This is a genomic window from Cryobacterium glucosi, from assembly GCF_004402235.1.
Lineage (GTDB): Bacteria > Actinomycetota > Actinomycetes > Actinomycetales > Microbacteriaceae > Cryobacterium > Cryobacterium glucosi.
In genome coordinates, this window is record NZ_SOFS01000015.1 from 52039 (window position 1) to 65136 (window position 13098).

The window sequence follows — 13098 nt, forward strand, 5'->3', positions numbered from 1 at the left end:
GGCTGGGGACGAGATCGATCGTCGCCGAGGTGTCTGCGCGGCCGGTCGCATCCGTGCCTCACCGAAAGGCTTTCCGTGTCCCGCTACGACCTCAGCCTGCCCGAGCTCCGCGACTACCGGCCGGTCGTCGCTGAGCCGGACGACTTCGACGAGTTCTGGGAGGACACCCTCGCGGACGCCCGCCGTTTTCCCGACGAACCGCACTTGACCCGGGTCGACTCCCCGCTCAGCCAGGTCGAGGTCTACGACATGACCTTCAACGGTTTCGCGGGACAGCCCGTGCGCGCCTGGTTCCTGGTGCCGGCGGGCACGACCGGCCCGCTGCCGGCCGTCGTCGAGTACAACGGCTACGGCGGAGGCCGCGGACTCCCGCACGAGAACCTCGCGTGGGTGACGGCGGGCTATGCCTACCTATTCATGGACACGCGGGGCCAGGGCAGCGTCTGGGGCTCCGGCGGCGAGACACCCGACCCGAACGGCACCGGGCCGTCCGCCCCCGGGTTCGTGACCCGCGGGATCGAGCGGCCGCACGACTACTACTACCGCCGGGTCTTCACGGATGCCGCGCGCGCGATCGACGCCGTGCGCACGATCGACCGGGTCGACCCGACCCGCGTTGCGGTGTGCGGCGGCAGCCAGGGCGGCGGCATCGCGCTCGCGGCCGCTGGCCTCAGCGAGGGGCTCATCGGGGTCATGCCCGAGGTGCCGTTCCTCTGCCACTTCGAGCGGGCCGTCGAGATCACCGACGGGGACCCGTACCAGGAGATCGTGCGGTACCTCTCGGTGCACCGCGACCTCGTCGAGCAAACCTTCACGACTCTTTCCTACTTCGACGGCGTGAACTTCGCCAAGCGCGCGACCGCTCCCGCCCTCTTCTCCGTCGCCCTGATGGACCCGGTCTGCCCGCCGTCGACGGTCTTCGCCGCCCTCAACCACTACGCGGGCGAGGCGGACATCGAGGTCTACCCGTTCAACCAGCACGAGGGCGGATCCGGGCACCACTGGCTGCGGCAGGCCGCCTGGCTCGAGGAGCGCATCCTCTAAGCACGCGTCTGCTTGCCCTGTGGATAACTCGAGCGGGATGTCCCCAAGTGTTCTAACGTGACCGCATGCGGATCCGCGCGAGGTACCGACTGGCGACGACGACCCTGTGCGCCGCCGTGTCCGTAGCCGGTCTAATCGCCCTGTCCGGGTGCGCGTCGTCGCCGGCGCCGTTCGCGAGCCCGTCCGCGTCTCCGACAGCGGATGCAGCCGCTTTCGCCTCAGAGGCCGACGCCCTTGAGGCCGCGCGAACCGCCTACGCCGCCTATCTGGCGCTGTCGACGACAGTCGGTCACGAGGGTGGGAAGTCGCCTGAGCGTATGGCTGCTGTCCTAACCGGCGAAGCGCTCTCGGCCGAGATTAAGTCGCTTCAAGACCTGGCGGCTCGGGGTGAGCACGGAGTTGGCGAATTTCAGTTCGATTCGCTGACCCTCCAATCAGCAGACCTGCATTCAGGCAGTGTCGTTGCGTACTTGTGCCTGGACAATTCTGGGGCTGACGTTGTCGACGCGCTGGGAACAAGCACGGTCCCATCGAGAGTTGCCGAGCGCTACCCCCTCGAAGTCACATTCGCTACGGACTCCCCGCAACATCATCTAATCGTCCAGAAATCGGAATCATGGCGTGGCTCGAATTTCTGCTGATACCACTCCTATCCTCCGGTCTGGCAACCGGATTGAGCTTCAGCGCGACTGACCAATCACTTTGTTCGACTTGGGAGAGTTTCAACGGCACTTGTGAGCCCCCACCACCGGTCACTGGGGTCGTGAACGGCCGGGGCGTGGACTTGTCGACGGGGTTCGACTCGGGGTCGGGACCCGGAGGCGCTGCTTCGGGAACGGCTGGCGGCACGGGTAGTGCAAGCGGGACGGGTGGCGCGGGCGCTCCGGGCTCGACCCCGACACCGACTGTGGGGCTGCCGTTCGTGCGGGACGGGTTCGCCGTCAACTGCCCGCTCTGCGACCCGAATCTCGTGGTCCGCATCAGTGATCTCGTCAATTTCCCGGCGGCAGCACCCGGCCAGGGCATGGAGCCCAACGGCTGGGCGATCACCGGGCTCCCGGCGAATTTCCTGGCCCAGGCATCCGTGCATGTGCGCACGGGCCTGTTGCTCGGGTTCGCCGCCGAGGTGCGTTTCACGCCGACACGGTTCCACTGGGACCTCGGCGACGGCGCGGCCGTCGACTCCGCGACGGGTGGCGCGAGCTGGGCCGCCCTCGGCGTGCCGGAGTTCTCGAACACCGCAACCAGCCACGTCTTCAGGTCAACGGGCCGGCACACCGTGGTGCTGTCGGTCGTGTACTCGGCGGAGTACCGCGCCGGCGGTCAGCAGTGGCGTCCGGTGCAGGGCACGCTCACGATCGCGGCGCCCCCGATCGCGGTCGTCGTCAGCACGGCCTCGACGGTCCTCGTCGGCCAGGACTGCACGGCCAACCCGTCCGGCCCCGGCTGCTGACAGCGAACTACTTGCGGCGCGCGAGCCGGATGGCGATGACGATGATGGCCACAGCGATAGCCGCCATCACCACGAAGCCGCCAACGAGAATCAACACGTGCCAGACCGTCAGGTTGTTCAACATTTCTCCCCCCAGAGGCCGGCTGTTGGACCGGCGATACCAGAAGGCTAGCCGACCCCGGAGTCGCGCGCACGCCCGTCTGCGAGGTCCGTCTCCGGGACTGGCCGTGCGGGGACTGCCCTCCGGGCACGGCAACACGGAATGATAGGGACTGTGCACCGACACCTCGCTGGTCGCACCGTAGTTTCGATTCGCCCCCACGACCAAGGACGCCCCGCGATGACCGACGTATCCCGCTCCCTCACCATTGATGCCGGCCAGACCGGCATCCGCGCCCTGCTCCGCTCGGCCGACGGACGCCACGACACGTTCGACTTCGCCGGCATTCGCACCGACCGGACTCTGATGCCCCAGCTCGCCGATGTCGTCAAGGCCGTCGCCGCGACCGAAAGCGGGCTCTCCGACGACCTCGGCATTCGTACCCTGAGCGCCGGCATCTCCGGTTTCACGCAGTCCGACGCCGACGCCGCCGAACTCCGCCACCTTACCCACGGGCTCGGCGTGCAGGACGTCTTCCTCGCCCACGACTCGGTGACCTCGTACCTGGGCGCCCTCGGCGACACCCCCGGTGCCGTGATCGCCGTCGGCACCGGCGTCGTCACTCTGGCGGTCGGCGTGGGCGCCGTCGCCCGGGTCGACGGCTGGGGTTACCTGATCGCGGATGCCGGCAGCGGCTACTGGCTCGGACGTGCCGCCCTCGACGCGGTCATGCGCGACTACGACGGGCGCGGCCCGGTGACAGCCCTCCGCGATGCCGTTCAGAAGGAATTCCCGAACCTCGAAACCGTCTACCTCGAACTGCAGGCAGACCCCGCCCGGGTGAGCCGGATCGCGGCCTGGTCGCGCTCGGTCACCGCCCTCGCGCCAACGGATGCCGTCGCCGCTGCGATCTGCGACGCTGCGTCCGCAGAGCTCGCACTGTCGGTGCGCACCGGACTCGAACGGGTCGGCCAGTCGGTGGTCGACGCACCCGTGATCGGCGGGCTCGGCGGCGTGCTGCGCTCACCCGAGATCGCGACCCGATTCGAGCGCGATCTCCGCCTGGTCTGGCCGGCCGCGGACATCCGCTTTCCCACCGCGAACGGTCTCGACGGCGCCGCGCTCCTGCCGAACCTGCCCGCCACCAGCGCCGTCCTCAGCCTGGTCGCGCGCTCCCGCGCCTGACCCGCGCCCCTCCCGCCCCCTCCCGCCGCGCGCCGCTCGCACGGCGCCCCAGAGATTCCGCGAGAGCGCACTTTTGGCCCTTAAGACTCGGTCTTAAGGGCCAAAATCGTACTCTCGCGGGAGAGAATCAGCCGGGATACGGCGACCCGATCGTGCCGGGCGCGGCTAGGCGAGCGGGGCCGCGGGGGCAGCGGATGCCGCGGCGACCTGCATCAGGGCGGCCTCGAACGCTACCCAGGGCAGCATCGCGCACTTGACCCTGGCCGGGTACTTGGAGACCCCGGCGAAGGCCGCGGCGTCGCCGAGCACCTCTTCGTCGGGCTCGATCGTGCCGCGCGAACGGAGCAGCTCGCGGAAGGTCGTGACGAGTGCCTCCGCCTCGGAGACGGTCAGTCCCGTCATCGTGTCCGCGAGCACGGATGCCGACGCCATCGAGATCGAGCAGCCGTCACCCCGCCAGACGAACTGTTCGATCACGGGAGCAGGGCCGGCGGCATCCGTCACCGCGGCATCCGCTGCGGCACCAGAGCCGGCGCGGACGCCGACGCGAACGGTGATCTCGTCGCCGCAGGTCGTGTTCACCTGGTGCGACTCGGCGAGCCGCAGGCCCGGCGCACCGTCGGCGTCGAACACGCCGAACGGCTCGGACGACGCGCCGTGCCGGTACTTGGCGTGGTCGAGGATGATCTGCTGGTACAGCTGCTGCAGTTCGCTCGAACTCATGGCTTCACTCCAAAGAAGGGGGCGACCTCGTGCATGGCGGCCAGGAACTGGTCGACCTCGTCGGTCGTCGTGTAGAGGTAGGTGCTGGCGCGCGTGGACGCCGTGATGCCGAGGCGGCGGTGCAGCGGCTGGGCGCAGTGATGGCCGACCCGCACGGCGATGCCGGCCTCGTCGAGGAACTGGCCGACGTCGTGAGCATGCACCCCGGCGACGTCGAAGGCGGCGAGGCCGATGCGGTCGATGCCGGCGGCCGGGCCGAGTACCCGAACGCCGGGGATCTCGGCGAGCCCGGCCACGAGGCGCTGGCCGAGTTCGGCCTCACGGAGGGCGATCCGGTCCATGCCGGTTTCGGTCAGGTAGTCGACAGCGGCGGCGAGGGCGATCGCCTGCGAGATGCGCTGGGTGCCTGCCTCGAAGCGCTGCGGCGGCGCGAGGAACTCGGCGTGCTCCATATCGACGGTCGTGATCATCGAACCGCCGGTCAGGAACGGCGGCAGCCCGGCGAGCAGCTCCGCCTTGCCGAAGAGCGCTCCGATGCCGGTCGGGCCGAGCATCTTGTGCCCGGAGAAGACGGCGAAGTCCACGTCGAGCGCGGCGACGTCGACCGGCAGGTGCGGAACGGTCTGGCAGGCGTCGAGCAGCACGAGGGCGCCGAAGCGGTGGGCGAGCTCGACGAGCTCGGCCACGGGATTGATCGTGCCGACGACGTTGGACGCGTGGGTGAACGCGAGCAGGCGGGTGCGCGGGCCGACGATCGTTGCCGCGGCCGCGAGGTCGAGGGTGCCATCGTCGAGAACGGGGATGAAGCGCAGGGTCGCCCCGGTGCGCAGGGCGAGCTGCTGCCACGGGATCAGGTTGGCGTGGTGTTCCATCTCGGTCACGACGATCTCGTCGCCGGCCCCGATGCGGAACCGGGCGGCATCCGGGCCGCCGAGGCCGAGTGAGGCGTTGGAGATCGCGTACGCGACGAGGTTGACTCCCTCGGTCGCGTTCGAAGTCCAGACGAGTTCGTCGGGCTGCGCGCCGATGAAGGCGGCCACGGTCTCCCTGGCGCTCTCGAAGACCTCGGTCGCCGCGAACGCGAGGGTGTGAGCGCCGCGGTGCACGGCCGCGTTGCGTTGCTCGTAGTACTCCTGCTCGGCTTCCATCACGCTGATCGGGTTCTGCGAGGTGGCCCCGGAGTCCAGATAGTTGAGCGGATGCCCGTTGATGCGCTGCTCGAGGATCGGGAAGTCGTTGCGGATGCGAGCGACCTCGTCCTCGGTCAGCGCCACGGCGGCGGCACGACGGAACGATGGGGCGGAAAGCGTCATGCTCCTAGGTTAAGCCGTCTTCGCGGGATTCGGCCGTCCCAGGGGTGAGGCCGAAGGTCAGGGCGCGGGTGAATGCGGCGCGAGGGTTCGCGAAGACCTCGCGGGTGGGGCCCGCCTCGACGATCCGGCCGTCCTCGAGCACGATCACCCGGTCGGCGAGGGCGAGGGCGTCGAGCGGATCATGGGTGACCAGGATCACGGAACGGTCGGACAGCATCCGGTGCAGCAGCTGGCGTTGGGCCGGCACGGCTGCGACGTCGAGGGAGGTCATCGGCTCGTCGAGCAGCAGGAGGCGCGGCCGCGCGGCGAGGGCGCGCGCGACGGCGACCCGCTGCGCCTGGCCGCCCGAGAGGGCGCCGGGCTTGCGGTCGGCGAGGTCGGCGACGTCCGCGGCGACGAGCCATTCCTCGGCGAGCTCACGCGCCCTGGCGCGGGGGGCCCCTGCGCTCCGCGGACCGAAGGCGACGTTGTCGCGCACGGACAGGTGCGGGAACAGGAGAGGCTCCTGGGCGAGAAGCACGGTGCCGCGGGAGTGCGGCGGAGTCCAGGTGCCGGCGCGGGGGACGGTGCCGGTGCGTCCGCCGGGTGCAGCGGATGCCGAGGGCAGGTCGAAGAGGACGTGGCCGGCGAGGCTCGCGCGGCCGGAATCGGGTCGCAGCAGGCCCGCGCTGATCTGCACGACGGTCGACTTCCCTGCCCCGTTGGAGCCGAGGAGGGCGACGGTCTCCCCCGGCTGCACGCTGAAGGCGACATCGAGGTTCCGGTGTGCGAGGACCGCCTCGAACTCGAAGGTCATGAGAGCCCTCGCGGCCGGTGGGTCGCCACCATGACGACGACGGCGACCACGACGAGGACGAGCGCGAGCGCGACGGCGGCATCCGGATCCGTCTCGCGCTGCAGGTAGATCTCGAGCGGCAGCGTGCGGGTGACACCCTCGAGGCTGCCCGCGAAGGTCAGGGTCGCACCGAACTCGCCGAGCGCCCGTGCGAAGGCGAGCACGGCCCCCGAGACGAGCCCGGGCACGACGAGCGGCAGGGTCACCCGCCAGAACACGGTGTTCGGGGCGGCGCCGAGGGTCGCGGCGACGGCCTCGTATCGCGCGCCAGAGGCCCGCAGCGTCGCCTCGACGCTGAGCACGAGGAACGGGAGCGCGACGAACGCCTGCGCGAGAGCGACGGCCGTCGTCGAGAACGCGATCTGGATTCCCAGCACTTCGAAGGTCTGGCCGAGCAGCCCGCGGCGGCCGAATGTCGAGAGCAAGGCGATGCCGCCGACGACGGGAGGCAGCACGAGCGGCAGCAGCACGAACGCCCGCACGAAGCGCTGGCCGCGGAACCGACTCCGGGCGAGCACGACCGCCATCGGCACCCCGAGCAGCAGGCAGAGCGCCGTGCTCGCCGTGGCCGTGCGGAGGCTGAGCAGCAGCGCCGCGATCGCGGACGGCGAGGTGACGAGCGCGCCGAAGTTCGCCCAGTCGACCCTGGCGGTCATCCCGACGATCGGCAGCACGATGAAGAGCGCGCCGACGGCAGCGACAGCGACGATCCAGCGCGGCACCCCGAGCACCTCGGCATTCTCCCGCGCCGTGCCGCGCAGAAAGACCGCCGCCCCGCCGCTGGCCCGTGTCATCTGACGCTCACGGGGTGCCGAAGCCGGTGGCCGCGAGCACCTTCTGCCCGGTCGGTCCGGTCACGAAGTCCGCGAACAGGGTCCCGAGGTCGCGGTGCGGGCTCGTGGCGACGACGCCGATCGGATACGAGTTCACGGCCGAGCCGGATTCGGGAAACGGGATGCCGAGGACGCTCGTGCCCGCTCCGGCGATGTCCGTGACGTAGACGAGGCCGGCATCCGCTTCACCGGAGGAGACCTTGCCGAGCACGTCGGTGACGGCGTTCTCTTCGCTGACCGGGGTGAGGGTCACGCCGGTCGCCTTCTCGATCGTGGTGGTCGCGGTACCGCAGGGCACCTGGGCGGCGCAGATGACGACCTTGGTGGCGGGGTTCGCGAGGTCGGCGAAGCTCGTGACGCCGGCCGGGTTGCCCGGCGGTACGGCGATCTCGAGGGTGTTGGTCGCGAACACCGTCGGGGCGTCTGCGACGAGGCCGGCATCGGTGAGCTTGGCCATGTTCTTCGTGTCGGCAGAGGCGAAGACGTCGGCGGGGGCGCCCTCGGTGATCTGGGTGACGAGGTCGGCAGAACCGGCGAAGTTCAGCGCAACGGTCACGCCGGGGTTCGCGGCCTCGAACTCGGTCGCGAGCTCGGTGAAGGTCTTCTTCAGGGAGGCCGCAGCGAAGACGGTCAGGGTCTCCGGCGCACGGCTCGCGGCACCCGTCGACGCAGCGGATGCCGCGGCGGACGCGGACGCGGACGCGCCGGCCCCGGCCGGGCCTGCACACGCCGTCGTCAGCGCGGCGACGGCCAGGACGGCAAGCGAGGCAAGAACGTAACGGCGAGCGGGGTGACGTCGAGCGGGGTGACGGCGAGTGCTCACGAATGCTCCTGGGGGATTTCGACGATCACGGTGGTGGCCTTCACGACGGCGACCGCGACGGACCCGGGCACGAGGCCGAGTTCCCGCACGGCCTCTGTGCTCATCAGGGAGACGACGCGGTGCGGCCCGCACTGCAGCTCGACCTGGGACATCACCGGGTCGCTCACGACGCGCGTGACGAGCCCGACGAACCGGTTGCGGGCCGAGCTCGCCGTGCCGGACGGGTCGGTCGGCACGGCGGCGTGTTCTGTGGCGAGGCGGGCGAGGTCGACGCCGTCGACGACCATGCGGCCGGCGGCATCCGTCGTGGCCGGCAGCACCTCGTTGTCGATCCAGCGACGCACGGTGTCGTCGCTCACGCCGAGGAACCCGGCGGCCTCGCGAATCCGTATTTGCGACATAAGCAGCACTATATTCCCTCATCTACGGATTCGCTGCCCGTTCTGCTTCGATCGGCTGTCCGTGCGGCACACTGGGGACATGACGACGAACACCCCGACGGATGCGACGCCGCGCGTCGCGCAGATCATCGTCGCGTCGACCCGCGCTGCGGCCGGCATCTATCCTGACCGCACCGGGCCGGTCATCGACGCCTGGCTCGTCGACAGGGGCTGGACCGTGGACGCCCTCCACGTCGTGCCGGACGGCGACCGCGTCGGCCAGGCCCTCGCCGCCGCGATCGCCGCGCACTGCGATCTCGTGATCACGACCGGCGGCACGGGCGTGAGCCCGCACGACGAGACGCCCGAGCAGACGCTGCCGCACCTCGACCGGCTCATCCCGGGACTCGCGGAGGAGCTCCGCCGCCGGGGCGCGGCATCCACCCCGCTCGCCCTGCTCTCCCGCGGATACGTCGGCGTCGCCCGCGGCCGGACCGTGGTCGTGAACCTGCCCGGCTCGACCGGCGGCGTGCGCGACGGTCTCGCCGTGCTCGACGACGTGCTTCCCCACCTCATCGACCAGCTCCACGGCCGCGACCACTGACGAGCGCTGCACGACCCCGGCGGCGCACCCCCGGATGGGGAGGGTACCGTGGACGAAACCGACCCGGAAATGCGGTTGACTGGATACTCGGCCCGGGACGACTGGAGCAGCAATGGACCTCAATACCGTTGTGACGATCACGCCCGCCCGCGAGCGCGCCGACCTGGGATTGCTCGGCGAAACGGTCGCTCCCCTCGCGGGCGGTTCCGAGCTGTTCGCCGATCCCCGGGTTCACCTCACCGGCCTCGTCGACCTGCAGTCGTTCGGCTGGCCCGCGCTGACCGTGACCCCTGAGGGCCTCGAGATCGCCGCGACGTGCACCCTTGCCCAGCTCGCCGCGCTCCCGACCCGGCCGGGCTGGACCGCGCATCCGCTGCTCTTCGAATGCTGCACCGCTCTCTACGGTTCATTCAAGGTCTGGAACGTCGCAACCGTCGGCGGCAACCTCGCTACCGCCCTCCCCGCCGGCCCGATGACGAGCCTCGCCGCGGCCCTCGACGCCGAGGTGCTCGTCTGGCGCCGCGACGGGAGCGACGAGCACCTTCCCGCCGCCGGCTTCGTCACCGGCGACATGACCACCGTGTTGCGCACCGGGGACGTGCTGCGCTCCATCCACATCCCGGACGCGTCGCTGCGCGCCCGCACCGCGTTCCGCAAGATCGCACTCTCCCCCATCGGCCGCTCGGGCGCCGTCGTCATCGGCCGCCTCGACCGGGACGGCCGTTTCACCCTCACCGTCACGGCCGCGACCCTCCGGCCGGTGCAGCTGCGCTACGCAACCCTGCCGACCGCGTCCGCGCTCCGTGCCGGCGTCGACGGCATCGACGCCTGGTTCACGGATGCCCACGGCGCGGCCGACTGGCGCGCCGCGGTCAGCGCCGTGCTCGCCGAGGAGATCCGCCAGCAGCTCGAGGGCCCGGAACACGTTCCGGCCGCGACCCGGGCAGAGACTCCCCCGACCGGAAGCGAGGCCCGCCCGTGAGGTTCGAGATCAACGGCCAGTGGGTCGACGCCACGGCAGCGCCCGGGCAGTGCCTGCGCACCTTCCTGCGCGAACTCGAGCACTTCGAGGTGAAGAAGGGCTGCGACACCGGCGACTGCGGCGCCTGTTCGGTGCTCGTCGACGGCACCCCGGTGCACTCCTGCATCTACCCGGCTTTCCGCGCCGAGGGCGCCGCGATCACGACCGCCGCCGGCCTCGGCACGCCGGGTGACCTCGCGCCCGTGCAGCAGCGCTTCGTCGACCACGCCGGCTTCCAGTGCGGCTTCTGCACCCCGGGCATGGTCGTGACCGCGTCCACGCTCACCGAGCACGACCTCGAGGACCTGCCGCGCCTGCTCAAGGGCAACATCTGCCGGTGCACGGGCTACCGGGCGATCGATGACGCCGTCCGCGGGCGGCACACCCCGGCCGACGGTTCGGCCCCGTGCACCCTTCCGCTCGACGGCCTCGGTCCCGTAGTCCGCACCGGCATCCGCGCGACGCCCACGCCGGCCCGCGGCTACGTCGGCGCCTCCACGCACGCCCCGGCGAGCGAGCGGGTCGTGAGCGGACTCGAACCGTACACGCTCGACGTCGCGGTGCCCGGCCTGCTGCACGTGAGCGTGCTGCAGAGTCCGCACGCGCATGCCAGCATCCGTTTGATCGACACCGGGCGAGCCGCCGACCTGCCCGGAGTGCGTGCCGTGCTCACCCACTCCGACTCTCCCGCGACCCTGTTCTCGACGGCCCGGCACGAGGACCGCAACGACGACCCCGACGACACCCTCGTCTTCGACCGGGTGCTCCGGTTCCGCGGCCAGCGGGTCGCGGCCGTCGTCGCGGACACCGTCGCGATCGCCGAGGCCGCCTGTCGCCTGATCGACGTCGAGTACGACCTGCTCCCCGCCGTCTTCGACCCGGCCCGCGCCGCCGAGCCCGGCGCTCCCCTCGTGCACGGCGAAAAGGATGCCGCGGCGAGCCGCGTCGCCGATCCCTCCCGCAACCTCGTGGCCGAGCTGCACGGCGAGTACGGCGACCTTGAGGCCGGCCTCGGCGAGGCGACCCACCTGGTCACGGGCACCTGGCAGACCCAGCGGGTCGCCCACACCCACCTCGAGACCCACGGCACGATCGGCTGGCTCGAACACGCCGGCACCCCCGAGCAGCGGCTCGTGCTGCGGACGAGCTCCCAGGTGCCGTTTCTCGTGCAGCGCGAGATCTGCCGCGTCTTCGACCTCGACCCGGCCGCGGTCCGCGTCTTCACCGCCCGCGTCGGCGGCGGGTTCGGCGGCAAACAGGAGATCCTCACCGAGGACCTCGTCACCCTCGCGGTTCTCGCGACCGGGCGCCCGGTGCAGTACGAGTTCAGCCGCGCCGACGAGTTCCGGGTCGCACCCACCCGGCATCCGATGCGGGTCGGCGTCACTCTCGGCGCGACCGACGACGGCCGCCTCACCGCGCTCGCCCTCGACCTGCTGAGCGACACCGGCGCCTATGGCAACCACGGGCCCGGCGTCATGTACCACGGCAGCTCCGAGTCGGTGAGCCTGTACTCCGTGCCCAACAAGCGGGTGGATGCCCGCAGCGTCTACACGAACAACCTCCCGTCCGGCGCCTTCCGCGGTTACGGTCTCGGCCAGGTCATCTTCGGTGTCGAATCGGCGCTCGACGACCTCGCCCGCGACCTCGGCATGAGCCCCTTCGACCTGCGCCGGCTCAACTCGGTGCGTCCGGGCGACCCGCTCGTCGTCACCCACGTCGAGGGCGAGGACCTGATCTTCGGCAGCTATGGGCTCGACCAGTGCCTCGACCTCGCCGAGGCCGCCCTCGCCCGCGGCAATGACACGCCCGTACCCGACGGACCCGAGTGGCGGGTCGGCGAGGGCATGGCGACCGCGATGATCGCGACGATCCCGCCGCGCGGACACTTCGCCCAGGCATCCGTCGCTCTGGGTAGCGACGGCCGCTACGCCGTGCGCGTCGGGACCGCCGAGTTCGGCAACGGCACCACGACCGTGCACACCCAGCTCGCCGCGACCGCGCTCGGCACGAGCCCCGACCGGATCGACATCCTGCAGTCCGACACCGACACGATCGGCTACGACACCGGCGCGTTCGGCTCGGCCGGCATCGTCGTCGCCGGCAAGGCCGTGCTGGGTGCGGCGACCGCACTCGCGGCCGTGCTCCGGCAGGCGGCGACGGATGCCCACCCCGGCGCCCCCGCCGACGCCTGGCTCCTCGAGCCCGACGGCCTCCGCTGCGGCAGCACCGTCGTTTCCCTCACCGACCTCGCCGCGCGCGCGGCGGCCGGCACCGTTCTCCGCGGCACGAGCTCCGAGGAGGGCGCCGTGCGTTCGGTCGCCTTCAACGTGCAGGCCTTCCGGGTCGCCGTGAGCACCCTCACCGGCGAGGTGCGGATCCTGCAGTCGATCCAGTCCGCGGATGCCGGCGTCGTGATGAACCCGGCGCAGTGCCGCGGCCAGATCGAGGGCGGTGTGGCCCAGGCGATCGGCACGGCGCTCTACGAAGAGGTCCAGCTCGACGGCGCGGGCACCGTGACGACGAGCGTGATGCGCAACTACCACGTGCCCCTGCTCGCGGACCTGCCCGTCACCGAGGTGTACTTCGCGGAGACGAGTGACGACCTCGGCCCCTATGGCGCCAAGTCGATGAGCGAGTCGCCGTACAACCCGGTCGCTCCTGCGCTCGCGAACGCGGTCCGTGACGCGATCGGCATCCGCCCGTACGAGCTGCCGATGTCCCGTGACCGCATCTGGCGCCTGATGCACCCCTGAGAGTCACCTTTCCGGTCGAGAGCGCCCG

12 protein-coding genes are annotated in these 13098 nt (G+C 71.1%); 6 read left to right on the forward strand and 6 right to left on the reverse strand.

Annotated elements, in window-relative coordinates; genetic code table 11:
* The first annotated feature begins 75 nt into the window (after positions 1 to 75).
* The 3 genes from E3O46_RS05475 (at position 76) to E3O46_RS05485 (ending at position 3782) form a co-directional block, all read left to right on the forward strand.
* Positions 76 to 1044, forward strand: a complete 969-nt coding sequence (locus E3O46_RS05475; protein WP_134561254.1) for an acetylxylan esterase — start codon at positions 76 to 78, stop codon at positions 1042 to 1044.
* Positions 1045 to 1951: 907 nt separating this feature from the next.
* The gene (locus E3O46_RS05480; RefSeq protein ID WP_134561255.1) at positions 1952 to 2497 is read left to right on the forward strand and encodes a hypothetical protein; all 546 of its coding nucleotides are present in this window, start codon (positions 1952 to 1954) and stop codon (positions 2495 to 2497) included.
* Between the two features lie 340 nt (positions 2498 to 2837).
* Complete coding sequence (locus E3O46_RS05485) at positions 2838 to 3782, forward strand: N-acetylglucosamine kinase (protein WP_166791021.1); 945 nt, start codon at positions 2838 to 2840, stop codon at positions 3780 to 3782.
* Between the two features lie 165 nt (positions 3783 to 3947).
* On the opposite strand, the gene sufU is transcribed toward E3O46_RS05485, so the two are convergent.
* The 6 genes from sufU to E3O46_RS05515 are packed head-to-tail and all read right to left on the reverse strand — an operon-like array spanning position 3948 to position 8710.
* A complete protein-coding gene (gene sufU / locus E3O46_RS05490; RefSeq protein ID WP_134448934.1) occupies positions 3948 to 4505 on the reverse strand; it encodes a Fe-S cluster assembly sulfur transfer protein SufU in 558 nt (185 codons plus the stop codon).
* Positions 4502 to 5818, reverse strand: coding sequence for a SufS family cysteine desulfurase (locus E3O46_RS05495; RefSeq protein WP_134561257.1), 1317 nt, complete (start codon positions 5816 to 5818; stop codon positions 4502 to 4504). The genes sufU and E3O46_RS05495 overlap by 4 nt, the downstream gene beginning before the upstream one ends.
* A gap of 4 nt (positions 5819 to 5822) precedes the next feature.
* A complete protein-coding gene (locus E3O46_RS05500) occupies positions 5823 to 6614 on the reverse strand; it encodes an ATP-binding cassette domain-containing protein (protein WP_134561258.1) in 792 nt (263 codons plus the stop codon).
* The gene (locus E3O46_RS05505; protein WP_134561259.1) at positions 6611 to 7447 is read right to left on the reverse strand and encodes an ABC transporter permease; all 837 of its coding nucleotides are present in this window, start codon (positions 7445 to 7447) and stop codon (positions 6611 to 6613) included. Before E3O46_RS05505 ends, E3O46_RS05500 begins: the two co-directional genes overlap by 4 nt.
* A gap of 7 nt (positions 7448 to 7454) precedes the next feature.
* Positions 7455 to 8309, reverse strand: a complete 855-nt coding sequence (modA, locus tag E3O46_RS05510; RefSeq protein WP_241987339.1) for a molybdate ABC transporter substrate-binding protein — start codon at positions 8307 to 8309, stop codon at positions 7455 to 7457.
* Entirely contained in the window at positions 8306 to 8710 is a 405-nt protein-coding gene (locus E3O46_RS05515; RefSeq protein WP_134448930.1) for a TOBE domain-containing protein, read from the reverse strand. The genes modA and E3O46_RS05515 overlap by 4 nt, the downstream gene beginning before the upstream one ends.
* Before the next feature lie 79 nt (positions 8711 to 8789).
* On the opposite strand from E3O46_RS05515, the gene E3O46_RS05520 reads away from it, so the two are divergent.
* The 3 genes from E3O46_RS05520 to E3O46_RS05525 all read left to right on the forward strand — a co-directional run bounded on the left by E3O46_RS05520 (position 8790) and on the right by E3O46_RS05525 (position 13070).
* Entirely contained in the window at positions 8790 to 9293 is a 504-nt protein-coding gene (locus E3O46_RS05520) for a MogA/MoaB family molybdenum cofactor biosynthesis protein (protein ID WP_134561260.1), read from the forward strand.
* Between the two features lie 112 nt (positions 9294 to 9405).
* On the forward strand, positions 9406 to 10275 hold the full coding sequence (locus E3O46_RS18420) for an FAD binding domain-containing protein (RefSeq protein WP_174775114.1): 870 nt from the start codon (positions 9406 to 9408) through the stop codon (positions 10273 to 10275).
* A complete protein-coding gene (locus E3O46_RS05525; RefSeq protein WP_174775115.1) occupies positions 10272 to 13070 on the forward strand; it encodes a molybdopterin-dependent oxidoreductase in 2799 nt (932 codons plus the stop codon). The genes E3O46_RS18420 and E3O46_RS05525 overlap by 4 nt, the downstream gene beginning before the upstream one ends.
* Positions 13071 to 13098 lie beyond the last annotated feature (28 nt).

Excerpts from the sequence above, each read along its gene's own strand:
- E3O46_RS05500 (WP_134561258.1), bottom strand. The coding sequence starts at position 6,614 with ATGACCTTCGAGTTCGAGGCGGTCCTCGCACACCGGAACCTCGATGTC.
- E3O46_RS05485 (WP_166791021.1), top strand. The coding sequence starts at position 2,838 with ATGACCGACGTATCCCGCTCCCTCACCATTGATGCCGGCCAGACCGGC.
- E3O46_RS05520 (WP_134561260.1), top strand. The coding sequence starts at position 8,790 with ATGACGACGAACACCCCGACGGATGCGACGCCGCGCGTCGCGCAGATC.
- E3O46_RS05495 (WP_134561257.1), bottom strand. The coding sequence starts at position 5,818 with ATGACGCTTTCCGCCCCATCGTTCCGTCGTGCCGCCGCCGTGGCGCTG.
- sufU (WP_134448934.1), bottom strand. The coding sequence starts at position 4,505 with ATGAGTTCGAGCGAACTGCAGCAGCTGTACCAGCAGATCATCCTCGAC.
- E3O46_RS05515 (WP_134448930.1), bottom strand. The coding sequence starts at position 8,710 with ATGTCGCAAATACGGATTCGCGAGGCCGCCGGGTTCCTCGGCGTGAGC.
- E3O46_RS18420 (WP_174775114.1), top strand. The coding sequence starts at position 9,406 with ATGGACCTCAATACCGTTGTGACGATCACGCCCGCCCGCGAGCGCGCC.
- E3O46_RS05505 (WP_134561259.1), bottom strand. The coding sequence starts at position 7,447 with ATGACACGGGCCAGCGGCGGGGCGGCGGTCTTTCTGCGCGGCACGGCG.